General features: G+C 70.0%; 23 protein-coding genes. 17 read left to right on the top strand and 6 right to left on the bottom strand.

The features are described 5' to 3' along the window. The first annotated feature begins 66 nt into the window (after nucleotides 1–66). Complete coding sequence (locus tag JW364_RS03880; RefSeq protein WP_078112257.1) at nucleotides 67–870, top strand: alpha/beta fold hydrolase; 804 nt, start codon at nucleotides 67–69, stop codon at nucleotides 868–870. 22 nt (nucleotides 871–892) lie between these two features. Here the strand turns inward: JW364_RS03880 and mtr are convergent, their stop codons facing one another. Together mtr and JW364_RS03870 are read right to left on the bottom strand one after the other, a co-directional pair. Further along, nucleotides 893–2,290 (bottom strand): mycothione reductase, encoded by a 1,398-nt coding sequence (gene mtr, locus JW364_RS03875; RefSeq protein ID WP_068971264.1) that lies wholly within the window; start codon nucleotides 2,288–2,290, stop codon nucleotides 893–895. Then, entirely contained in the window at nucleotides 2,287–3,315 is a 1,029-nt protein-coding gene (locus tag JW364_RS03870; RefSeq protein WP_068971265.1) for an alpha/beta hydrolase, read from the bottom strand. The genes mtr and JW364_RS03870 overlap by 4 nt, the downstream gene beginning before the upstream one ends. A 196-nt stretch (nucleotides 3,316–3,511) precedes the next feature. Between JW364_RS03870 and mqo the strand changes: the two genes are divergently transcribed. The 6 genes from mqo to JW364_RS03840 are packed head-to-tail and all read left to right on the top strand — an operon-like array spanning nucleotide 3,512 to nucleotide 11,349. Further along, the gene (gene mqo, locus JW364_RS03865) at nucleotides 3,512–5,038 is read left to right on the top strand and encodes a malate dehydrogenase (quinone) (RefSeq protein ID WP_065628965.1); all 1,527 of its coding nucleotides are present in this window, start codon (nucleotides 3,512–3,514) and stop codon (nucleotides 5,036–5,038) included. Between the two features lie 45 nt (nucleotides 5,039–5,083). Next, nucleotides 5,084–5,587: a GNAT family N-acetyltransferase gene (locus JW364_RS03860; protein WP_068971266.1), complete on the top strand. Its 504-nt coding sequence runs from the start codon at nucleotides 5,084–5,086 to the stop codon at nucleotides 5,585–5,587. Then, entirely contained in the window at nucleotides 5,584–7,557 is a 1,974-nt protein-coding gene (locus JW364_RS03855; protein ID WP_068971267.1) for a VWA domain-containing protein, read from the top strand. Before JW364_RS03860 ends, JW364_RS03855 begins: the two co-directional genes overlap by 4 nt. Before the next feature lie 41 nt (nucleotides 7,558–7,598). After that, the gene (gene cobO / locus JW364_RS03850) at nucleotides 7,599–8,216 is read left to right on the top strand and encodes a cob(I)yrinic acid a,c-diamide adenosyltransferase (RefSeq protein WP_065628962.1); all 618 of its coding nucleotides are present in this window, start codon (nucleotides 7,599–7,601) and stop codon (nucleotides 8,214–8,216) included. Next, a complete protein-coding gene (locus JW364_RS03845; protein ID WP_065628961.1) occupies nucleotides 8,210–9,691 on the top strand; it encodes a cobyrinate a,c-diamide synthase in 1,482 nt (493 codons plus the stop codon). The genes cobO and JW364_RS03845 overlap by 7 nt, the downstream gene beginning before the upstream one ends. Continuing rightward, entirely contained in the window at nucleotides 9,691–11,349 is a 1,659-nt protein-coding gene (locus tag JW364_RS03840; RefSeq protein WP_065628960.1) for a GAF domain-containing sensor histidine kinase, read from the top strand. The genes JW364_RS03845 and JW364_RS03840 overlap by 1 nt, the downstream gene beginning before the upstream one ends. Before the next feature lies 1 nt (nucleotide 11,350). On the opposite strand, the gene JW364_RS03835 is transcribed toward JW364_RS03840, so the two are convergent. Next, on the bottom strand, nucleotides 11,351–12,046 hold the full coding sequence (locus tag JW364_RS03835) for a response regulator transcription factor (RefSeq protein ID WP_065628959.1): 696 nt from the start codon (nucleotides 12,044–12,046) through the stop codon (nucleotides 11,351–11,353). Between the two features lie 139 nt (nucleotides 12,047–12,185). Here JW364_RS03835 and JW364_RS03830 point away from each other — a divergent pair, with 139 nt between their 5' ends. From JW364_RS03830 to JW364_RS03810, 5 genes are all read left to right on the top strand, one after another. Beyond that, entirely contained in the window at nucleotides 12,186–13,193 is a 1,008-nt protein-coding gene (locus JW364_RS03830; protein WP_065628958.1) for an acyl-ACP desaturase, read from the top strand. A gap of 11 nt (nucleotides 13,194–13,204) precedes the next feature. Then, entirely contained in the window at nucleotides 13,205–13,471 is a 267-nt protein-coding gene (locus JW364_RS03825) for a hypothetical protein (protein ID WP_139104503.1), read from the top strand. A gap of 28 nt (nucleotides 13,472–13,499) precedes the next feature. Beyond that, entirely contained in the window at nucleotides 13,500–14,804 is a 1,305-nt protein-coding gene (cobA, locus tag JW364_RS03820; protein ID WP_240198617.1) for a uroporphyrinogen-III C-methyltransferase, read from the top strand. A gap of 189 nt (nucleotides 14,805–14,993) precedes the next feature. Then, nucleotides 14,994–16,439 (top strand): DHA2 family efflux MFS transporter permease subunit, encoded by a 1,446-nt coding sequence (locus tag JW364_RS03815; RefSeq protein ID WP_189340092.1) that lies wholly within the window; start codon nucleotides 14,994–14,996, stop codon nucleotides 16,437–16,439. A 30-nt stretch (nucleotides 16,440–16,469) separates the two neighbouring features. Then, nucleotides 16,470–17,015, top strand: coding sequence for a pyridoxamine 5'-phosphate oxidase family protein (locus tag JW364_RS03810; RefSeq protein ID WP_068971273.1), 546 nt, complete (start codon nucleotides 16,470–16,472; stop codon nucleotides 17,013–17,015). Between the two features lie 22 nt (nucleotides 17,016–17,037). Here JW364_RS03810 and yaaA read toward each other — a convergent pair whose 3' ends face one another. Beyond that, nucleotides 17,038–17,820, bottom strand: a complete 783-nt coding sequence (gene yaaA / locus JW364_RS03805) for a peroxide stress protein YaaA (RefSeq protein WP_189340091.1) — start codon at nucleotides 17,818–17,820, stop codon at nucleotides 17,038–17,040. Here yaaA and JW364_RS03800 point away from each other — a divergent pair. Further along, entirely contained in the window at nucleotides 17,819–19,549 is a 1,731-nt protein-coding gene (locus JW364_RS03800; RefSeq protein ID WP_159371891.1) for a proline--tRNA ligase, read from the top strand. The genes yaaA and JW364_RS03800 overlap by 2 nt on opposite strands. A 6-nt stretch (nucleotides 19,550–19,555) precedes the next feature. On the opposite strand, the gene JW364_RS03795 is transcribed toward JW364_RS03800, so the two are convergent. Further along, nucleotides 19,556–20,041 carry a ferritin-like domain-containing protein gene (locus JW364_RS03795; protein ID WP_068971275.1) on the bottom strand — a complete coding sequence of 162 codons (486 nt, stop codon included), beginning with the start codon at nucleotides 20,039–20,041 and terminating at the stop codon, nucleotides 19,556–19,558. Then, entirely contained in the window at nucleotides 20,038–20,601 is a 564-nt protein-coding gene (locus tag JW364_RS03790) for a hypothetical protein (protein WP_058250128.1), read from the bottom strand. The genes JW364_RS03795 and JW364_RS03790 overlap by 4 nt, the downstream gene beginning before the upstream one ends. A gap of 96 nt (nucleotides 20,602–20,697) precedes the next feature. On the opposite strand from JW364_RS03790, the gene rimP reads away from it, so the two are divergent. From rimP to JW364_RS03770, 4 genes are all read left to right on the top strand, one after another. Further along, the gene (gene rimP / locus JW364_RS03785; RefSeq protein WP_165630191.1) at nucleotides 20,698–21,291 is read left to right on the top strand and encodes a ribosome maturation factor RimP; all 594 of its coding nucleotides are present in this window, start codon (nucleotides 20,698–20,700) and stop codon (nucleotides 21,289–21,291) included. Nucleotides 21,292–21,307: 16 nt separating this feature from the next. Beyond that, the gene (nusA, locus tag JW364_RS03780) at nucleotides 21,308–22,318 is read left to right on the top strand and encodes a transcription termination factor NusA (RefSeq protein ID WP_058250130.1); all 1,011 of its coding nucleotides are present in this window, start codon (nucleotides 21,308–21,310) and stop codon (nucleotides 22,316–22,318) included. A 101-nt stretch (nucleotides 22,319–22,419) separates the two neighbouring features. Next, the gene (locus tag JW364_RS03775) at nucleotides 22,420–22,704 is read left to right on the top strand and encodes a YlxR family protein (protein ID WP_058250131.1); all 285 of its coding nucleotides are present in this window, start codon (nucleotides 22,420–22,422) and stop codon (nucleotides 22,702–22,704) included. Nucleotides 22,705–22,803: 99 nt separating this feature from the next. Continuing rightward, nucleotides 22,804–23,190, top strand: a 387-nt coding sequence (locus JW364_RS03770; protein WP_205333129.1) for a translation initiation factor IF-2 N-terminal domain-containing protein, incomplete at its 3' end; no start/stop codon positions are given.

Raw genomic sequence — 23,190 nt, 5'->3', positions numbered from 1 at the left:
TCGTGGAGACGGGTTATCGTGGGCGCCATGACTGAAGACCGCCCCATGATCGACGACCGACGTCAGGTGACCGTGGGCGGCCTCACCTTCGACGTCCGGATCGGGGGACCGGAGACCGGTCCGTGGGTTCTGCTGCTGCACGGGTTCCCGGTGAACGGGAGCTGCTACGACGACGTATTGCCGCGCCTGCACGAGTCGGGGCTGCGGACACTGGTCATCGATCAACGTGGGTACAGCCCCGGCGCGCGGCCGCCCGGGGTGGACGACTACCGGCTCACCCACCTCGTGTCCGATGTGATCGGGGTTCTCGACGCCCTCGGCATCGGTTACGCGATCCTCGTCGGGCACGACTGGGGCGGCATCGTCGCGTGGCATCTCGCCGGGAAGTACCCCGACCGGTTCACCGGTCTCGTCGTCGCCAGCACCGGGCATCCGTCGGCCATGCGCGACGCTCTCGTCGGTAGCGACCAGCGTGAACGTTCTTCGTACATCCTCGATTTCGTGGCCGACGGGGCCGAAGAGAGGCTGCTCGCCGACGACGCCGCCGAGCTGCGGGCGGTGGGGATCTCCGAGGACGAACTCGCCCCGCTGCGGGAACCGGGCGCCCTGACCGCGGCGCTGAACTGGTACCGCGCGAACTTCACCGGCGACATCAAGGCGACGATGGCGTGCCCGCCGGTCGAGATCCCGACCACGCTGCTGTGGAGCGACGCCGACACCGCCCTGGGTCGCGAACAGGCGCAGGGCAGCGGCCGGTACGTCTACGGCGACTTCCGCTACTGCGAACTCGCGGGCGTGGACCACTGGATTCCGCAGCGCGCGGCCCCGGCCCTCGCCAGCGAGATCGCCCTGCGCTCAACGATTTTCTGAGCTCGCGCGGAGGGCCTGGCCGTCAGATGTCCAGGCCGAGGATCGCGTTCTCCAGGACCTCGGGCATCGCCGGGTGGATCCAGTACTGGCCGCGGGCAAGTTCGTGTGCGGTCTGGCCGAAGTGCATCGCCTGGATGACCGGCTGGATGACCGTCGGTGCCTGCGGGCCGATGAGGTGTGCGCCCAGCAACCGGCCGGTGCCGCGTTCGGCGATCAGCTTGCAGAATCCGGTGGTGTCCTCCATCGCCCAGCCGTAGGCGACATCGCCGTAGGCCTGGACCTTGACGGCGATGTCGTGGCCGGCCTCGCGAGCCTCGTCCTCGGTGAGGCCCACCGCGGCGATCTGCGGGTGGGTGAACACCGCCGCCGGGACGTACCGGTGGTCGAAGGCGTCCAGATCGGTTGCGTCCCAGCCTTTCAGGAGATTGGCCTGCACCACCCGCTGTTCGTGGTTGGCGACGTGCTTGAGCTGGTACGGCGAGCTGACGTCGCCCAGCGTCCACACTCCGCGGGCGGCGGTGCGACCGTGCTGATCACAGCGCACGCGACCTTCGTCGTCGAGCTCGATACCGACGGAGTCGAGGTTGAGCCGGTCGCCGTTCGGCTGCCGGCCGGTCGCGATCAGCAGGACGTCGGCCTCGAGTGTCGCGCCGTCGGAGAGCCCGACCCGCACACCGCCGTCGGGCAGATCCTCGGCCTCGGTGATCGTGGTCTCCAGCCGCACGTCCCACTTCTCCCGGGCCACCTGGGTGAAGCGGTTGGAGATGTCGGCATCCTGCTTGCGGAGCAGACCCGGGCCGCGCGCGATGATCGACACATGTGAGCCCAGCGCGCCGAAGACGTGTGCGAATTCCGCTGCGATGTAACCGCTCCCGACGATGATCAGGCGTTCGGGCAGCTCGGGAAGACGCATGACGTCGTTGTTGGTGTAGTAGGTGACCCCCGAGTCGGCGATGATCTGGGGGATGACCGCGCGCGATCCGGCGGCGAGCACGACCTCGTCGGCGAGAACGGTGTCGCCGTCTCGCGTGACCAACCGGTACCGGCCGTCGTCGTCGCGCCCGTCGAATTCGACATGGGAGTCGTACACGGTGATGTTCTCGCACCGATCGACCCGGTACTCCTTGCCGCCCTGCGACAGCGGGTCGATGCGGCCGAACACGCGCTCGACGATGCCGGGCCAGTCGACCGAGTCCACCTTCGAGTGCACGCCCAGGCGAGCACCGTGCCTGGCGATCTCGGCCACCTCGGAGGCGTAGACGAACATCTTGGTCGGGATGCACCCCACGTTGAGGCAGGTGCCGCCGTAGACGCCCTCCTCGAAGATCGCGAGGGTCTTGTCCGCGAAGCGGTCATCGGGAATGGCGTTGCCGCTGCCGGAGCCGATGATGGCCAGGTCGACGACCTGCGTGGCGGTCATAGAGGATTCTCGCTTTCGGTTGAGAGGACGGCGGACAGCCAGTGGTCGACCTCGCGATAGGCGTGCTCGCGTGCGTGTGCGACGGAGAGGAAGACGTCGTGCCGGGCGTCGGGGATCGGTACCGCGGTCACGCGGCCGCCGAGGCACCCGCTCCAGCGGGCGATGTGGGTGACGTCGAGGACGGCATCGGCATGATCGGTGGACGCCGAGTAGGTCCTGGCGAAATGCGTTTTGTCCGAACGTAACACGAGCGCGGGAACACCGACGTCGATGCCGCGGTGCAGGCGACGCTGACCGCTGCGCACCGCGTCGAGGAAACCGAAGGTGACCGGGAATCCGCCCAGCGGTTTCGCCGACAGGTCGTAGTTCCATTCGCCGTGAGCGCTGTCGTGCAGGCTCTCGCCGTAGGCCTGCGAGAGTTCCTTCGGTATCACCCTGGTCGGCGCGACGGCGGCGATCGCCTTGACGAGCAGCGTGACCGGGAGGGTGCGGAGCACCGCGTCGCCCTGCAGATCGAACCAGGGTGAGTTGAGCAGGAGTCCGTCAACTGCCGCGTGCAGCGCCGGCTCGCGCTGCCGCAACCGGTCGAGCCAGAGTGCGGTGATGAGGCCGCCCGTCGAATGCCCGGCCACCACGACCCGGCAGTCGGGTCCCAGCTCGTCGAGGATGATCCGCAGCGACGCGTTGAGCTCTTCGTCGTACATCGCGAGGTCGGTGGTGAAGTGCGGCGTGTGGTGCGATTGCCACGATCGCCCGCATTTTCGCAGGTCGACAGCATAGAACGCGTACCCGCGGTCGACGAAGAAGTCGGCGAGCGGCTCGTGGAAGAAGTAGTCGGTGAACCCGTGGACGTAGAGCACTGCGCCGCGCGCGGGTGACGACTCGGCGCGTCGCACCAGGGTCGCGGTGATCGGCGATTCACCGTCGGGATCGGGGCCCAGGGGGAGGACGCGTTGCCGGTAGTCCTCGAGAAATCGGTCGGGCTGCCAGTCGGCGGCTGCGGATGCGCTCACGGCGACCAGCATAGTGACAGGTCAGGACTGCCCGGATGTCGTGCAGCACACAGTTGCGAAGGTCGATTCTCGTGCTGGACGTGCCATGCTGGACAATGACGGTTGAGAAGGACCGGGTGAGAAGTGCCCGGTCGACAAGTTGCCATCCGGGACGACGTGCCGCGACGAACACCGGTCACAGTGTCCCTCCAGGTGAAGTGGAGTCCAGGTGTCGAAAACGGTGATCACGACCGACGTCGCGTTGGTGGGTGCGGGAATCATGAGTGCGACGCTCGGAGCGCTGCTCCGACAGCTTCAGCCCGACTGGTCGATCAGCCTGTTCGAGCAGCTCGACGCCGCCGCCGCCGAGAGCAGCGACCCGTGGAACAACGCCGGCACCGGACACTCGGCACTCTGCGAGCTGAACTACACGCCGAAGACCGCCGACGGCGACGTCAACATCGACAAGGCGCTCACCATCAACGAGCAGTTCCAGGTGTCGCGCCAGTTCTGGGCCCACGCCGTCGACAACGGCATCCTCGGTGACCCGTCGGAGTTCATCAACCCCATCCCGCACGTCGCCTTCACCCACGGCGCCGAAGGCCAGAAGTACCTCCGCAAGCGCTACGACAATCTCGCGACCCAGACCCTGTTCGAGGGCATGGAGTTCATCGACGATCCGGCCGAGTTCACCGCGCGACTGCCGCTGATGTCGGAGGGACGCGACTTCGCCGACCCGGTCGCGCTGAACTGGTTCGACCAGGGCACCGACGTCGATTTCGGCGCGCTCACCCAGCAGCTCCTCAATCATGTCGCCCAGGGCGCCGACATCTACTTCGGTCATTCGGTGACCAATCTGTCCAAGCAGTCCGACGGCAGCTGGATCGTGAAGGTCCGTAACGGCCGGACCGGGCAGAAGCTGTCCGTGCACGCGAAGTTCGTGTTCGTCGGTGCCGGCGGCGGTGCGCTGCACCTGCTGCAGAAGTCGGGCATCAAGGAGGCCAAGGGGTTCGGCGGGTTCCCGGTGTCCGGTGAGTTCTTCCGCTGCACCAACCCCGATCTCGTCGCCGAGCATCACGCGAAGGTCTACGGGCAGGCCGCCGTCGGTGCCCCGCCGATGTCGGTGCCGCATCTCGACACCCGCGTCATCAACCACAAGCCGGGCTTGCTGTTCGGCCCGTACGCCGGATGGTCGCCGAAGTTCCTCAAGAGCGGCAAGATCACCGACCTGCCCGCCTCGATCAAGCCGGGCAACCTGCTCCCCATGGTGTCGATCGCTCCCAAGGAGTTCGGGCTGCTCAAGTACCTCATCAGCGAGCTCGCCGCCGGGCCGGCCGACCGGGTGAAGACGCTGTCGGAATTCGTCCCCCGCGCGCTCGGCGCCGACTGGGAGCTCATCACCGCCGGACAGCGCGTGCAGGTCATACGCAAGACCGGGATGGGTGGTCAGCTGGAGTTCGGCACCGCGGTCGTCGCGGCCGGCGACGGCACCATCGCCGGGCTCCTCGGTGCGTCCCCAGGCGCCTCGACCGCCGTGCCGGCGATGATCTCGGTGCTCGAACAGTGCTTCCCGAAGGAGTACGCGGGCTGGTCGTCGAAGCTGACCGCGATCATCCCGTCCTTCGGTCAGAAGCTCAACGACAACCGCGACCTGTACCGCCAGGTGTGGGACTGGACGAACAAGACGCTGCAGCTGACCGACCGGAACGAGGTCCCGGCCGAGACCGGCCGGCTCGCGCCCGCCACTGCCGGCTGATCGCGCGAGGTGAAGTCCGGTCGCCTTGTGTGCTAACCACGACACATGATCCCTGAACCGCGGGTCCACCGCGCCCTGGCCGACGACATGGACGCAGCCACGCTCTATCGGGTCCTCCGGCTGCGGGTCGAGGTCTTCGTCGTCGAGCAGGCCTGTCCGTATCCCGAACTCGACGGCCGAGACCTGGAACCGACGACGCGCCAGTTCTGGATCACCGACGGTGGGGACCGGGCCGACGGAGGCGACGAGGACGGGCCAGACCCCGGGGCGGTACTGGCGACGCTTCGTCTGCTCGAGGAACCGGAGGCCGACGGCGGACAGGTCTTCCGGATCGGCCGCGTCTGCACCGAACGCAACCATCGGGGTCACGGCCTCGTGGCGACCCTCATGACCGCCGCGCTCGCCGAGGTCGGGGAGCGCCCGTGCCGGATCGAGGCGCAGACCTACCTCACCGAGATGTACGGCAAGTTCGGCTTCGTCCGTGACGGCGACGACTACCTCGAGGACGGAATACCCCACGTGTCGATGCTCCGCGCCGGGTCACGATGACGACCCTCGGTGAACTCCCCGCTTCCGTGGACCCCCTCGCTGATGTGCGCTATCCGTTCAGCGCCGTCGTCGGGCAGGAGCAGCTCAAGCTCGCACTGATCCTGTCGGCCATCTCGCCGGGCATCGGGGGTGTCCTGATCCGCGGTGAGAAGGGCACCGCGAAATCGACCATCGTGCGCGGGCTCGGCCCGCTGCTCAGCGTCCCCGGTCCAACGGACGACACCACCGGCCGCGTGGTCGAACTGCCCATCGGTGCAACCGAGGACCGTGTGATCGGCTCGCTCGATCTCACCTCGGTGCTGCGGGACGGCCGTGCCGAGTTCACTCCCGGTCTGCTCGCCCGGGCGCACCGCGGGGTGCTGTACATCGACGAGGTCAACCTGCTCGCCGATCACCTCGTCGATGTGCTGCTGGACGCGGCGGCCAGTGGACGGGTCACGATCGAACGCGATGGTGTGTCGCACACCATGGCGGCCGATTTCGTACTCGTCGGCACCATGAACCCGGAGGAGGGAGAGCTGCGCCCGCAGCTGCTTGACCGGTTCGGACTCGCCGTCGACGTGGCCGCCGACCGCGAGGTCGACGAACGCGTGGAGGTGGTGCGCCGCCGCATGGCATACGACGCCGACCCGGCGTCGTTCGTCGCCGCCCACGCCGCCGCCGAACACGAACTGACACAACGGATCGCGAGCGCACGAGCCGCCGTGGGTGCGGTGGCCCTCCCGGACCGGGAGTTGCGCCGTATCGCCGGGATCTGCGCCCACCTCGACGTCGACGGACTCCGCGGCGACATCGTGGTGGCCCGGACCGCGCTCGCTCATGCCGCCTGGCGCGGGGCCACCGCCGTCGAGGACGTCGACGTCCGGGCGGCCGTCGAGCTCGCGCTGCCGCATCGGCGCCGCCGCAACCCCTTCGACGAGTCGGGGCTCAGCCGCGACCAGCTCGACGAGGCGATGTCGGCGGGCGAGGACGCGGCCGGACCCGACACACCCGATGACGACCCGGAACCGCCCGAGACACCACCGCCCGGTGGCGGCGGCGAGGCCCCGGACTCCGCATCCGACACCGGCCCGGCGCCCGACACCGACCCCGATGCGGCTCCCGAGACCGGCGACACCGACGCCCCGCAGCACGCGCCCGGCCCGGCGTTCGGGTCCGTGCCGACCTCGACGGCTCGCCGCATGCCGACCCTGCGCGTCGAGGGACTCGGCGACGGTGACCCGGGTCGCCGCTCGAAGGCGCGGAGCCGTCGCGGACACACCACCCATGCGGTGGACTTCGATGCCGGCCGACCGGTGCATCTGTTCGGCACGGTGCTCGCCGCCGCGGGGCGGGCTGGTCGCGGCGGGGACGGGTTCGAGCGCGGTGTGCGGATCGCCGCCCCCGACCTGCGGTCGGCGCAACGGGTCGGCCAGGAGGCCAACCTCGTCGTCTTCGTGGTCGACCTCAGCGGGTCGATGACCGCCCGGCGTCGGCTGGCCGCGGTGTCCGAACTCTGCGTGGAGATGTTGCGCGACTCATATACCCGCCGCGACCGCGTCGCGGTGGTCGTGGCGCGGGGTTCCTCCGCGACGCTTGCGGTGCCGCCCACCAAATCGGTCGAGATCGCGGTGCGCCGCCTCGAGGAGATCCGTACCGGCGGCCGGACACCGCTCGGCGAGGGCCTGCAGCTCGCCGCCGATGTCGTGCAGCGGTGTCGCCGCGCCGAGCCCGACCGGCGGCCGCTGCTGGTGGTCCTCACCGACGGTCGTGCCACCTCAGGACGAGGCGCGATGGCACGGGCGCGGGAAGCCGCGGACGGTATCCGTCGTCGCGGCATCGGGTCCGTGGTCGTCGACTGCGAGCAGGGGATGGTCCGGCTCGGACTCGCCGGCGATCTCGCGGCCCACCTCGGCGCGAGCCTGATCCCGATGGACGAACTGTCCGCCACCGCGCTGACGGGACACGCACCCGCGCGGGGAGCGGCCTGACCGCCCCCGCCACCCCGAACTGAGACCAGAGGAGAAGTCGAGTGCCCCAGGGAGTTCCGGTCAGCATCCCCGATGACGGCTTGACGACGCGACAGCGCCGCAATCAGCCCGTCCTCGCGGTGCACACCGGCGACGGCAAGGGCAAGTCGACCGCCGCTTTCGGGATGGCGATGCGCGCGTGGAACGCGGGTATGCGGGTCGCGGTGTTCCAGTTCGTGAAGAGTGCGAAATGGAAGGTGGGGGAGGAGTCGACGATGCTCACCCTCGACCGGGTGCACGCGGAGACCGGCGCCGGAGGGCCGGTGGAATGGCACAAGATGGGTCAGGGCTGGTCCTGGTTGCGGGCCAACGACGACCAGGACGACGACCACGCCGCCGCCGCCCGGGCCGGGTGGTCGGAGATCGCACGCCGTCTCGATGCCGGCGAACACGACTTCTACGTCCTCGACGAGTTCACCTATCCGCTGCACTGGGGCTGGGTGGACACCGCTCAGGTGCTCGACACCCTCGCCCGCCGACCCGGACGCCAGCATGTGGTCATCACCGGCCGGCGCGCCCCGCAGGCCCTCGTCGACGCTGCCGATCTCGTGACCGAGATGCACAAGATCGCCCACCCGATGGACGCCGGACGCAAGGGGCAGAAGGGGATCGAATGGTGACCTCCGTGCGGGCGTCGACGCCCGCCGTCGTGATCGCCGCGCCGTCGTCGGGCAGCGGCAAGACCACCGTGACGACCGGCCTCATCGGCGCTCTGCGGGCGGCCGGACACCGGGTGGCGCCGTTCAAGGTCGGCCCCGATTACATCGATCCCGGATACCACGCCGTCGCGGCCGGACGACCCGGACGCAATCTCGACCCGAATCTCGTGGGCGCCGAACGCATTGCGCCGCTCTTCGCCCACGGCGCCGCGGGCGCCGACATCGCGGTCGTCGAGGGCGTGATGGGCCTCTTCGACGGCCGGATCGTGGATTCCGACAGCGGCAACGGCACGGGCGGCAGTCCAGGTGGCGATGCCGGTTCGCTCGGCGTCGGCTCCACCGCGCACGTCGCGTCGATCATCGGTGCGCCGGTGATCCTCGTCGTCGACGCCGCGGGCCACAGCCAGTCGCTGGCCGCCGTGCTGCACGGGTTCCTCTCCTACGACCCCTCGGTGTCGATCGCGGGCGTCATCCTCAACCGGGTCGGTTCGCCGCGCCACGAGATGGTGCTGCGACAGGCCGCCGCGCGGGTGGGACTGCCGGTTCTCGGTGTGCTGCGGCGCCACCCGTCGCTGACGGTGCCCTCCCGGCACCTGGGCCTGATCCCGGCCGCCGAACGCAACGCCGACGCGGTCGCCGCCGTGAACGCGATGACCGCGCACCTGCGCGGCGCCCTCGACCTGCCGGCGATCGTGGCCGCCGCCCGCGGACGTGCGGTCCCCGACGCCGCGGCCTGGTCGGCTGCGGAAGCCGTCGCGCCGTATCGTCCCGCCGCGTCGGCCGGTTCGCCGGTGATCGCGGTCGCCGGGGGCGCGGCGTTCACCTTCGGTTACGCCGAGCACGCCGAGATGCTGACCGCCGCCGGCGCGCGCGTCGTCGTCTTCGACCCGCTCGTGGACCGGTTGCCCGCGGAAGCGGCCGGCGTGGTGATCGGTGGCGGATTCCCGGAAGAACACGCCGAGGCGCTGGCCGCCAACGATCTCCTGCGCGCCGACCTCCGGGCGCACGCCGCGGCGGGTCGGCCGATCCACGCCGAGTGCGCGGGCCTGCTGTACCTGTGCACCGAACTCGACGGGCACCCGATGAGCGGCGTCCTCGACATCCCCGGCCACTTCGGCCCGACCCTGACGCTGGGATACCGCGATGCCGTGGCCGTGGGCGACTCGGCCCTGTTCCGGACCGGCGAACGCGTCACCGGTCACGAGTTCCACCGCAGCGGAGTCGGCGACGGCGCGCTCGCCCCGGCCTGGGCCTGGCGGGATTCGGCGGGCCGCGCGTCGATGCACGGGGTCGCGACGGCCGCAGTGCACGCCTCGTACCTGCATCTGCATCCGGCCGCGATCCCGGAAGCGTTGTGCCGCTTCGTGTCCCGATCCGCCGATAGTGGGCGGGTGCCGACGCCCCAGTCCGTCGGCGACGCCCCCGGGGCGTCCTGATGCTGGCGCACCGGCTCCGCGAGACGCTCGACGCGCTCGCCGATCACGGTGCCGACGATCCCGCCCTGCTCCGGGAACTGCTGGAGGCGGTGCTGGTGGTCGGGCAGGGGGTCGAACTCGACCGCGCGCTGCAGCGCATCGTCGAGGTCGCGGCGGGACTCGTGGATGCCCAGTACGGTGCCCTCGGCGTGCGCGGACCGGACGGCGGGCTGAGTGAATTCGTGCACATCGGCATCACCGACGCGCAACGCGCCACCATGGGACATCTGCCGGTCGGCCGCGGGGTCCTCGGCCTGCTCATCGACGACCCCCGCCTGCACCGCATCCACGACCTCGGCGCTCATCCGACGTCGGTCGGGTTCCCGCCCAACCACCCGCCGATGCACACCTTCCTCGGTGCTCCGATCATGGTGCGCGGCGAGGTGTTCGGCAGTCTGTACCTGACCGAGAAGCGGTCCGCGGAGGACTTCTCCGAGGTCGACGAGACCGTCGTCGCGGTGCTGGCGGTGGCCGCCGGGATCGCCGTCGACAACGCGGGTCTCTTCGAACGGGCCCGCACCCGCCACCGCTGGATGCAGGTCCTGGCCCGGCGTGGGTCGGAGCCGCTGGCCGGAATCGCGCTGTCGGACACCATGTCCCGGATGTGCGCCGATGTCGCCGGTCTCGTCGGCGCGGTCGATGTCTACCTGCTCACCGAGATGGCGGGGGAGGTGGAACTACGCGGGCACACCGGCGATCCGGTGGAGATCGAGAACTTCATCCCGCCGGACGCCACGGCGCTGCGGGTGCAGCGTTCCGGCCAGATCGCCGAGTCGCTGATACGGGGCGGCGCCCGCTGGACCTCGGTGCAACCCCTCCAGCGCGCATCGGGGGCGTTCGGCTGGATGCTCATCACCCACCGTAACCGCCCCTACTGGGACGACGAGGAGATCGCCGGGCTCGCCGGTGTCGCCGAGGTCGCCTCGCTGGCGGTCGTCTACGCCGAGCAGCAACAGATCGCCCGCGATCTCGAGGTCCTCGAAGACCGGCACCGCATCGCCCGCGACCTGCACGATCATGTGATCCAGCGACTCTTCGCGGTCGGGATGTCGGTACAGACGTTGCTGGCCGGGACCACCGATCCGGCCGCCGCGGCCGCGCGCCTGGAGCAGATCATGACCGACCTCGACCGCACGATCGCGCAGATCCGCACCTCGATCTTCGACCTGCAGACGCCCTACGGAACCGACATCGGCCCGACGCTGCGGCGGCGGGTGCTCGACATTGTCTCCGAACTGTCCGGGCACGCGTCGATCTCGCCGAGCGTGGAGTTCGACGGCCCCGTCGACACGGTGGTCCCGGACTCCCTCGGACCACACATCGACGCCGTCCTGCGAGAGGGCTTGAGCAACGCGCTCCGGCACGCGCGGGCCGACCACATCGCGGTGTCGGTGACCGCCGACGACGTCCTGACCGTCGAGATCAGCGACGACGGGGTCGGCATCGGCGCCGACGTCACCTATCGGGGTCTCGAGAACCTGACGCGCCGCGCCGAGGACTGCGACGGGACGTTCAGCATCGTCACCCGCCCGCGGGGGACGAGTGGGGGCGGGACGAGCGAGGGCCGGACCAGCGGCGGCGGGACGACGCTCACCTGGTCGGTGCCGCTGGTGGGTTGACTCACTCCTTGCCGTCGCGGAGTCTGGTCGCCATCACGGCGACCTGGGTGCGTCGCTGCATGTCCAATTTGCCCAGGATGCGGGACACGTAGTTCTTGATCGTCTTCTCCGCCAGGAACATCCGGCCGGCGATCTGCCGATTGGTCAGGCCCTCGCCGATGAGGGCGAACACCTCGCGCTCCTGATGGGTGAGCTCGGCGAGCGGATCCTTCTCGGTCTGCTTCTCGTTGCGCAGCTTGGCGAGCAGGGCCGCCGTGGACCGATCGTCGAGCAGTGAACCGCCCCGACCGACGGTCCGGACCGCGGCGACCAGGTTGTGCCCCAGGATCTGTTTGAGCACGAAACCCGAGGCGCCGGCGAGGACCGCGGCGAGCAGTGCATCGTCGTCGGCGTAGCTCGTGAGCATCAGGCACTTGATCCCCGGTTCGGCCGCGCGGACGTCCCGGCACAGCTCGACCCCGTTGCCGTCGGGCAACCGGACGTCGAGCACGGCGACATCGGGCTTGGTCGCCAGGATGCCGACGAGGGCTTCGCCGACCGAGGCCGCCTCGCCCACCACCTCGATGTCGCCGGCGGTCCCGAGCAGGTCGCGCAGACCGCGCCGGACGAGTTCGTGGTCGTCGACGAGGTAGGCGCGGACCGGATTCGGGGACGGGGTCGGATCGGCGGTGGCCGAATCGGTCGTGGCAGGGGACATGGGTCTGAAAGTACCGGATGTGCGGCGCCGGGAAGTCGCGACGTCGGACCCCATACAGGCGGGACCTTCGCCTCACGAGCACCACCCGTCCCGCCGCGCAGAGTGGATGGTACGACCCCCGCTGTGATCAGGAGAGCACGTGACCACCCTCATCGGACCCCCCGACGCCGAACCCGCCGACCGCGGCATGACCGGTTCGGATCTACTGCGTGAACTGCTGCCCGTGTGCGAGACCGAGGTCGAGCGGCACATGAAGATGACGCGCGACTGGCACCCGCACGACTACGTGCCCTGGGACGACGGACGCAACTTCGCGGCTCTCGGCGGACTCGACTGGGATCCGGCACAGTCCCGGCTCTCCGACGTCGCCAAGGCCGCGATGATCACCAACCTGCTCACCGAGGACAACCTGCCGTCGTACCACCGGGTGATCGCCGACAACTTCACCCTCGACGATGCCTGGGGCTGGTGGGTGGGGCGCTGGACGGCCGAGGAGAACCGCCACTCGATCGTGATGCGCGACTACCTGGTGGTGACCCGCGGTGTCGACCCGGTCGAACTCGAAGAGATCCGCATGGCGCACATGACGTCGGGGTTCAACCCCCTGCCCGACGACGACGGGCAGCGCGACCACAGCTTCGACATGCTGTTCGCGGTCGCGTACGTCAGTTTCCAGGAACTGGCCACCCGGGTCTCGCACCGCAACACCGGGAAGGCATGCGGGGACCCGATCGCCGACCGCATGCTGCAGCGTGTCGCGGCCGACGAGAACCTGCACATGCTCTTCTACCGCAACATCGTCGCCGGCGCGCTCGACCTCGTTCCCGACGAGACCATGGCCGCCATCCACGCGATCGTGACCAACTTCCAGATGCCCGGCGCGACCATGCCGAACTTCCGGCGCAACGCCGTGTTGATCGCCAAGGGCGGCATCTACGATCTGCCGCAACACATGTCGGACGTCGTCATGCCCGTGCTGCGGAAGTGGCGCATCTTCGAGCGCGACGACTTCGGGCCGGTCGGCGAGCACTACCGCGAACGCCTCGCGGAGTTCCTGGAGGAGATGGACGTCAAGGTGCGCAAGTTCGAGGAGTCGCGGGAGCGGGCGCTGCAGCGCCAGCACGCACGAGAACTGCGGGCCCGGTGACCGACGTGACCGTGACCGAAGTGAGGGGGACCGGCGCTGGGAAGTCCGCCTCCGCCCCTGCCGGCTTCGCCACCGCGATCGCCATGGCCGAGGCCGCCGTGGATCGGAACCCGCTGTGGTGGAACCAGATCCGGATCAACGCCGACGACTCGCTGGATGCCGCGTTCTGCACGTCGAGCCTGCTCGGGGCGCTCCTGCAGTCCGCGGCCCACCGGCTCGGTGTCCCGGCTGCCGATGTGTGGGCCCACGTCCGCCGGACGGGTGAGTTGCCGCTCTAGATCAGCTGTCCCGGTAAGGTCAGCTCCCATGTCCGAGCCTGCCTCCGCCGTGTCTAATGTCCCGGGGTCGAATGTATCGGGGTCGAATGTCCCAGGACCCCCGAACGTCCCCGGGCCCGATGCTTTCCCCTCCGGCGAGGGGCACTACCTGGTCGGCCTCGACCTCCGCGGACGCAAGGTCGTCGTGGTGGGCGGCGGGTCGGTGGCGCAGCGGCGGCTGCCCAATCTGGTCGCTGCGGGTGCCCACGTGCACGTCATCGCGCTCGATCCCACCCCGGCCGTCGAATCCTTCACCGGCATCACCGTCACCCAGCGCCGCTACGCCGACGGTGATCTCGAAGGCGCCTGGTACGCGATGGCCTGCACCGACGATCCCGCCGTCAACGAGGCGGTGGTGGCCGAGGCCGAGCGCAGGCACACGTTCTGCGTCCGGGCCGACGACGCCCGCCACGGCACCGCCGTCACCCCGGCGTCCGGCCGTCACCGCGACGTCCAGTTCGGCGTCCTCGCCGGCGGCGACCACAAACTGTCGGCCGCACTCCGCGCCGCGATGAGCCGTGCCCTCGCCGAGGGGGCGCTGAGTGTCGACGACGCCGCCCCGCACGCCGCCGGCGTGGCCCTCGTCGGTGGCGGTCCCGGCGACCCCGACCTGATCACCGTCCGCGGCCAACGGCTCCTCGCCGAGGCCGACGTGGTGGTGGCCGATCGGCTCGCGCCCCCCGAACTGCTCGCCGAACTCGGCCCGCAGGTCGAGGTGATCGACGCCGCCAAAGTGCCCTACGGCCGCGCGATGAAGCAGGAAGCCATCAACGACGTCCTCGTGGAGAAGGCCAAGGAGGGCAAGTTCGTGGTCCGCCTCAAGGGCGGCGACCCCTATGTCTACGGGCGGGGTTTCGAGGAACTGCAGGCTTGTGTGGCCGCCGGGGTCCGGGTCACCGTGGTGCCGGGGATCAGCAGCTCGATCGCCGCACCGGCATCGGCGGGCATCCCGGTGACGCACCGCGGCGTCACCCACGAGGTCGTGATCGCCTCGGGCCACGTGCCGCCCGGCCACCCCGACTCGCTGATCGACTGGTCGGCCATGGGCAAGCTGCGCGGCACCCTGGTCCTGATGATGGCGGTCGAACGCGTCGAGGTGTTCGCCGACGCGCTGCTCGAGGGCGGCCGGCGGCCCGACACCCCCGTCGCGATGATCGAGAACGGATCCCTGCCGACCCAGCGTCTGCTGCGTACCGATCTCGCCCACGCCGGCGAGGTCGCGGAGGCGCAGGGCCTGCGTCCGCCCGCGATCGTCGTCATCGGCGACGTGGCCGCGTTCACCGAGGGCGCCTGACCAGATCAACCCAGACCGAATCAACGCAGATTGGCATGTCCCGGCGGTCGGCCGGTACGGTCGTTCACTATGTCGACTCCCGGAGCTGCGAACACCGGAACCGTGAACACTGGAACGGTGAACACAGGAACTCCGAACAGCGAGCAGTTCCGTCCGGTCTTCGGCCTGCCGATCCTGGTGCTGTCCGGGATGCAGTTGCTCGTCGTGCTCGACGGCACCGTGGCCGCGCTGGCGCTCCCGAGCATCCGGGACGCGCTCTCGCTCTCGGAGTCCAGCGCCAACTGGGTCATCAGCAGCTACGTGCTGGCGTTCGGCGGTCTCATGCTCCTCGGCGGCCGTCTCGGTGACACGTTCGGCCGCAAGCGGATGTTCATCGTCGGCGTGGTCGCCTTCACCCTCACCTCGCTGCTGTGCGGACTGGCCTGGAACGAGGCGAGCCTCCTCGCCGGCCGGGCCCTGCAGGGCGCGTCGGCGGCGATCGCGGCGCCGACCGCCATGGCCCTGGTCGCCACGACCTTCGCGCCCGGCAAACCGCGCAGCCAGGCCTTCGCGATCTACGCGGCCATGACCGGCGTGGGATCGGTCGCCGGGCTCATCCTCGGCGGGGTGCTGACCGAGCTGTCATGGCGCCTGGTCTTCCTCATCAACGTGCCCATCGGCCTGATCGTCGTCGTCGGGGCGATCGTCGCGCTACGGGAGTCCCAGGGGGAGCGACTGCCCCTCGACGTACCCGGCGCAGTACTGGGCACGCTCGGTTGCACTCTGCTGGTGCTCGCGGTGAACGAGGGGCCCAACGGATGGACGGCGCCGGTCGTGGTCGGCTCGTTCATCCTCGGCGCCCTCGCCCTGGCCGCGTTCATCGTGGTCGAACGGCGCGCCCGGAACCCACTGCTGCCGTTCTCCCTCTTCGACAACAGCTCACGCGTCGCAGCCCTGCTCGCCATCCTGCTCGCCAGCATGATCATGATGTGCATGGCGGTGTTCATCTCGCTGTACCTGCAGGGCATCCTGCAGTACTCGCCGATCCAGAGCGGGCTCGCGGTCGTGCCGTTCGCGTTCGGGCTGGGCATCGCCGCGGCGATCGCGTCGAAGCTGGCGCTGATGATCCAGCCGCGCTGGCTCGTCCTGGTCGGCGGCGCGGTGATCCTCGTCGGCTGCCTCTACGCATCGTCGATCGCGACCGACTCACCGGACTACTTCCCGAGCATCTTCGTCCCCGTCGTCGTGATCGGCTTCGGCGTCGGTCTGGCGGTCATCCCGCTGACCCTGTCCGTGGTGGCCGGGGTGGGCACCACCGAGATCGGCCCCCTGACCGCGCTCGCGCAGGTCGCACAGAACCTCGGCGGGGCCGTCGGCCTGGTCGTCGTCGGTGCGATGGTCACCTCGCGCGCGCTGTCGAAAGGCGGCACCACCGCGCCGGTCGAGACGATGAACCCCACCCAGCTCGCCGCGCAGGCCGAGGGTTACGGGCTGGCCTTCGCCGCCTGCGCGGGCATCGCCGTCCTCGCCGCGGTCGTGGTGTTGTTCATGCGGTTCACGCCGGAGCAGGTCGCCGAGGGACAGGCCGCCCAGGAAGCCGCCGACGCCGGGCTCGACGCCGATACGAGCACCCCGGGGTCCGACACCCGGCGATGAATTCCGGGCGGACGCACGGTCGGTCCCGCTATGGAGGCCAAGAATCTCGCTGAGCTCTACGACATCGGCACGCTCGACTGGCAGCCCGTCGCGGCCCGACTGACCGCCGGGGTGTCCCAGGCACCCGGGACCGGTGGGCCCGACCGGCACACGTGGTGGATCGCCACGATCAACGCCGACGGCAGCCCGCACGTCACCGGCATCGGGGCGCTGTGGCATCGGGACGCGATATGGCTGGAGACCGGTCCGTCGACCCGGAAGGCGCGCAACCTCGCCCGCGACCCGCGCTGCACCCTGTCGGTGGCACTCGACGAGGCCGACCTGGTGGTCGAGGGCGACGCGAACCTGGTCACCGAGCCCGCCGTCGTCGCCGAGATGGCGGAGCTGGAGCTGTGGGTGAGCGACGGGTGGCCGTGCCGCGTCGACGAGTCGGGTGCCGCGCTGACCGCCGACTTCAGTGCGCCGTCGGCCGGCCCGCCGCCCTGGTACGTCTACCGGGTGACGCCGCGACGGGCGACCGTCCTGCAGACCGTGGAGCCCGGTGGCGCAACCCTCTTCGACTTCGACGCGCAGTAGCGTCGCGGACCTCGGTGCCGGGTCAGTCGGTCAGTACGACGATGCGGTCCGGCGCTTCGATCTCGACCCGCTGCCCGGCGTCGGCGAGGACCGCGGCCACACCGTTCACGTCGCGTACGGAACGCCGCGTGCGGACCAGCTCGCGGGCCATCAGACCTTTGTAGTGCTTGTTGAAATGGCTGACCACCTTGCGTGAGCCGTCCGGTTGTTCGGTCATCACGGTCGCCGTCACCGCGCCGCGCATCGGACCGAGCTGGTGGTAGACGCCCGAGCGCAGGTCCACGACGAAGTCGTCGACCGCGTCCAGCGCGGGGGACAGGTCCGGTTTCCACAGCGCCGCCAGGGTCGGCATCCCGGGCAGCTTGGACCCGCCCGAGAGTCGATACGCGGGAATCGGATCCGGTGCCCGCACGACACCGAACAGCGCCGACCCGATCGCCAGCCGGTCGGCGGCCTTGGTCTTGCCCGCCCGGGTCAGCGACCGGTGATCGAGGGCGTCGTAGAGGACGCCTGTGTAGCGCTCGAGAGCCGGCCGGGTGGGGGACAGCCACAGGTCGGCGTTGCGGTCGACCTCGTCGAGCTGGGTGGCGCCGAGCCCGAGCGCGGTACGACTGGCCTCGAGGTCGGCGGCCAGGGCGACGAGCGCGTCGGCGACCTGCTTGCGGACCGGGTTCAGCTCGGGGAAGGACAGCGTGTCGAGATCCAGGGGAGCGCCGCGCCCGCCGTCGGATTTTGTCTCGGAGGGAGGCAGGATGACGAGCACCGCAACACCATAACTAAGCTGGTTGGTCGTGATCACACGCATGTCGACCCTGTTCCTGCGGACCCTGCGCGACGACCCCGCCGACGCGGAGGTCCCCAGCCACAAGCTGCTGGTCAGAGCCGGCTACATCCGCCGAGTCGCGCCCGGTGTGTACTCGTGGCTGCCGCTCGGTCTACGCGTGCTGAAGGCGATCGAGAACGTCGTCCGCGAGGAGATGAACGCCATCGGCGGCCAGGAGATCCTGCTGCCCGCCCTGCTGCCCCGCGAGCCCTACGACACCACCAACCGCTGGACCGAATACGGCGACTCGCTCTTCCGCCTCAAGGACCGCAAGGGTGCCGACATGCTCCTCGGCCCGACCCATGAGGAACTGTTCGCGACGCTGGTCAAGGGCGAGTACTCGTCGTACAAGGACATGCCGGTCATCCTCTACCAGATCCAGACCAAATACCGCGACGAGGAACGGCCGCGCGCGGGCATCCTCCGCGGACGTGAGTTCGTGATGAAGGACGCCTACTCCTTCGACCTCGACGACGACGGACTCAAGACCGCCTACAACGCGCACCGTGAGGCGTATCAGAAGATCTTCGAGCGGTTGCGGATCGAGTACGTCATCGTCGCCGCGACCTCCGGCGCGATGGGTGGCAGCGCCTCCGAGGAGTTCCTGGCCGAGTCGGCGGTCGGCGAGGACACGTTCGTGCGATGCGTCGAATCCGGCTACGCCGCCAACGTCGAAGCGGTCATCACCCGCGCGCCCGACCCGCTGCCCTACGACGACCTGCCCGCGGCGGTCGTCCACGACACGCCCGGTACCCCGACGATCGACAGCCTGGTCGACTGGGCGAACGCGACGCTCGACGGTCAGTACACCGGCGCCGACACCCTCAAGAACGTGCTCGTGAAACTCCGTGTGCCGGGCGGTGACTGGGAGATCACCGGCATCGGTGTTCCGGGCGATCGCGAGGTCGACGTCAAGCGTCTCGAGGCGTCCGTCGAACCCGCCGAGGTCGAATTGCTCACCGACGCCGACTTCGCCGCCAACCCGTTCCTGGTCAAGGGATACATCGGACCGAAGGCGCTGGCCGAGAACGGCATCCGCTACCTCGTCGACCCGCGGGTGGTCGAGGGGACGTCCTGGATCACCGGCGCCGATGAGCCGGGCCGGCACTACGTCGGTCTGGTCGCCGGCCGCGATTTCACGCCCGACGGGACGGTCGAGGCCGCCGAGATCCGCGACGGCGATCCGTCGCCGGACGGCGCCGGACCGCTGGTGAGTGCCAAGGGCATCGAGATCGGGCACATCTTCCAGCTCGGCCAGAAGTACACCGACGCCTTCGAGGTGGACGTCCTCGGCGAGAACGGCAAGCCGGTCCGCCTGACCCAGGGTTCTTACGGTGTCGGGGTGTCGCGCCTCGTCGCGGTCATCGCCGAGCAGTCCCACGACGACAAGGGCCTGCGCTGGCCGAAGTCGGTGGCGCCGTTCGCGGTTCACCTCGTCATCGCCAACAAGGACGAGGCCGCCGTCGCCGGCGCCGAGCAGCTCGCCGCCGACCTCGACGCGGCCGGTCTCGAGGTGCTCCTGGACGACCGGAAGGCGTCGCCCGGAGTGAAGTTCAAGGACGCCGAACTCCTGGGGATGCCGACCGTGGTGGTCGTCGGTCGCGGATATGCCAACGGCACCATCGAGATCCGCGACCGCTTCACCGGTGAGGCCACCGAGGTCGCGGTCGACACCGCGGTCGACGCGGTGGTGGCGGCCGCCCGCGGCTGAGGCGGCTCAGCCGTCTGCGGGAGACCCGGGGAACGCCACCGTGACCGGGCTCTCCTGCAGAGCCACCCGCCAGCGCGCGGCGCGCACCGCGCTCTCCGACAGCCCGTCGGCGCCGATCCGGCGTCCGGTCTCGTCGTCGGCCTGCTCCAGCAACGCACGATAGGCGCTCGCACAGTCGATCTCGGCGCCGAGCGCGGCGCGGGCCGCCGTGGTCGGGTCGGTGACCTCGACCGGCAGCGTGTAGCCGGCGGCCGCCAGCGGCGGTGTGTTCCCCGCCGCCTCGATCGTCCGGTCGATCTCGTCGCGTCGGGCGCGATGGGCGTCGGCGTACTCGGCGACGGTTCGTCGACGGGAGGCGGCGACGAAGGCGGTGATGACGCCGTAGGTGAAGATCGCGGCGTTCTCGGTCTCGGCGGCGACGACCAACGGGTCGTCGGGATCTGCTTGCGCGGCCGGTGAGTTCGACGCCGGTGTGTTCACGGGGGACGTCATGCCAGTTGCACCTCTCGCATCGAAGTGACGGCCGCGGCGACCGACCCGGTCAGCCCGGCTGCGTACCCGGCGGCGCCGAGCGCGACCCGGCGGGCCTGCCCGGCCGCGGCGTCGAGATCGACGCGAAGTCGAGCCAGGGACGGTGCCGCCGGTGGGGCACCCGCCGGGGATGTCGAGGCGGTCGCCGAGGTGGCGGGACGGTCGAGTGTCGCCGCCACCTCCTGGTCGAGCCGGATGATCTCCTCGCGCAGTGCGCGAGCGTGCTGGGCGCGCTGATCGGCCACGACACCGAGTGCGGTGGCGTAGGCGGGCTCGACGGCGACCAGGGCGCGCGCGGTGCTCTCGTCCGCGGACGCCGAGCGCACCAGGGGCACCAGGCTCTCGGCCAGCAGGGTCTCCGCGGAGGGCGACGAATCGCAACCGGTCAGTCCGACGCCGGCCGCCCCGGCACCGACGACGACGGCGCCCGCGAGGAGTCCGCCGCGCAAGGCGGTGCGCCGGTCGATCGGGTGCCGCAGGGTCCGTCGCTCGATCGGGGGCATGCTCACCCGGGACATCATGCCAGCAGTTCTCCGCGCGATCGATCCACTAGGATGTTCGGAGCAACGTCGTGCGAGACCCGGCACGGCCCGACAACTGAAGACGAGGGGAGTGGCATGCCGATCAGCCCGACGCAGGTGCGCGAACTCGTCGAAAAGCTCGTCGCCGAGCGGGGATTCGACCTCGAGGACATCACGGTGCGCAGCCGGGACGGCCAGGAGGAACTGTCGATCGTGGTCGACCGCGACGGTGGCAGCGACCTCGACGTCCTCGCCGGACTCAGCACCGAGATCTCCGACCTCCTCGACGCCACGCCCGACTTCGCCGACCTCGCCTATGTGCTCGAGGTCACCTCGCGCGGCGTCGACAGCCCGCTGACCCTGCCCCGGCACTGGCGTCGCAACACCGGTCGGCGCGTCGTCGTGGAGGTCGACGGCGGACCCGGATCGCAGCCGCGCACCGTCGCCGGACGCATCGGCAGGCTGCTCGACGACCCGGCGCCGGCGGTCGAGGTGGTCGCGAACCACAAGGGGCGGATCGCGGTGGAGACCGTCGACCTCGCCTCGGTGACCAAAGCCGTGGTGCAGGTGGATTTCTCTCAGCCGAGCGTCCGCGAGCTCGAACTGTGCGGCCTCGAACCCGACGAGATCGAAGCGCGCCGCGCCCCCGCCGCGCGACAACTGAACACCACAAATGAACACGACAAGTGAATAGGAGACCGACGACATGAACATCGACATCGCCGCCCTGCGCATGATCGAGGCCGACAAGGGCATCTCGATCGAGACCGTCATCACCGCCATCGAGACCGCTCTGCTGACGGCCTACCGACACACCGACGGTTTTGCACCGCACGCCCGTGTCGACGTCAACCGCAAGTCCGGCGCCGTCCGCGTGATGGCGCAGGAGGTCGACCAGGACGGGAACGTCGTCCACGAATGGGACGACACCCCCGAGGGTTTCGGCCGCATCGCGGCGACGACCGCACGGCAGGTCATCCTCCAGCGCCTGCGCGACGCCGAGAACGAGAAGAACTTCGGCGACCTCGTCGCCCACGAGGGTGAGATCGTCGGCGGCGTCGTGCAGCAGGACTCGCGCGCCAATGCGCGCGGGATGGTCGTCGTCCAGATCGGCAGTGACGCCAACTCGACGGAGGGGATCATCCCGCCGGCCGAGCAGGTGCCGGGCGAGGTCTACACCCACGGCGACCGGATCAAGTGCTACGTCGTCGGCGTGAGCCGCGGACCGCGCGGTCCGCAGATCACCCTGTCCCGGACCCATCCGAACCTGGTGCGCAAACTGTTCTCCCTCGAGGTGCCCGAGATCGAGGACGGCAGCGTCGAGATCGTCGCCGTGGCGCGCGAGGCCGGCCACCGGTCGAAGATCGCGGTGCACACCGGCGTGGCCGGCCTCAACGCGAAGGGCGCGTGCATCGGTCCGATGGGCCAGCGCGTACGGAACGTGATGAGCGAACTCGCCGGCGAGAAGATCGACATCATCGACTTCGACACCGACCCGGCGGTCTTCGTCGGGAATGCGTTGTCGCCCGCGAAGGTTGTCTCGGTGACGGTCGTCGACGCCGCCGCCAAGGCCGCGCGGGTCATCGTCCCGGACTATCAGCTGTCGCTGGCCATCGGCAAAGAGGGCCAGAACGCCCGGCTCGCGGCCCGGCTCACGGGGTGGCGGATCGACATCCGGTCCGACGCCGCGCCGGCGGCCGAGGGCGGGCCGGAGTGACGCGCAGCGGCCGATTGTCCCCGCCGGGCCCGCTCGCGCTAGACTGATCGATGGTTCAGCGATCCGCCCCCCGTTCGCGAGCCGGCGGCACACCCATCCGGATGTGCATCGGTTGCCGGCAGCGGGCAGAGGCCGGCGAGTTGGTCCGTGTCGTCGCACAGCTGTGCGGTGACACCCCGACAGTCGTGGTCGATCCCGCGAAGACCATGCCGGGACGAGGCGCGTGGCTGCACGCGCGGTCGGAGTGCATCTCCACCGCGACGCGACGCCGGGCCTTCGCCGCGGCACTCCGGACCCCCGGTCTGACCGTGGACCCGGACGATCTCACCGAACAGCTCGGCGCGATCACCCACCAGAGGATGGCTCCCCGGAGCCGGAACAGGTAGCAGAAGACATGAGCACACCGTGAAGTCACGATGAGCATGTACCGGACTTAAATCGAGGCCGTAGCGGGTGAGCCGCTTGGCCTCCAAGTGAGGAGAGCAGTGGCAGGCAAAGCCCGCGTGCACGAACTGGCCAAAGAGCTCGGCGTCACGAGCAAGCAGGTGCTCGAGCGTCTGAAGGAGCAAGGCGAGTTCGTCAAATCGGCGTCGTCGACGGTAGAGGCCCCCGTGGCCCGTCGACTGCGTGAATCGTTCCCCGGCAAGGACGGGGGAGCCAAGGACTCCAAGTCGTCCCCGGCCCCCGGCCCGCGCCAGAGCGCCAAGCCCGGACCCAAGCCGTCCGGCAACACGAACGCACCGAAGCCCGGTGCACCCGCAACCCCGTCGGCGCCGGTCGCCGACCGTCCGAGCCCCGGCCCGCGCACCAACGCGCCGAAGCCGGGCGCACCCAAGCCCGCACCCGCACCGGCGGAGACCCCGGCCCCGGCG

The sequence above is a fragment of the Gordonia sp. BP-119 genome, assembly GCF_016924115.1.
Classification (GTDB): Bacteria; Actinomycetota; Actinomycetes; order Mycobacteriales; family Mycobacteriaceae; genus Gordonia; species Gordonia hongkongensis.
This window is presented reverse-complemented; position numbering and strand designations above follow the sequence as displayed.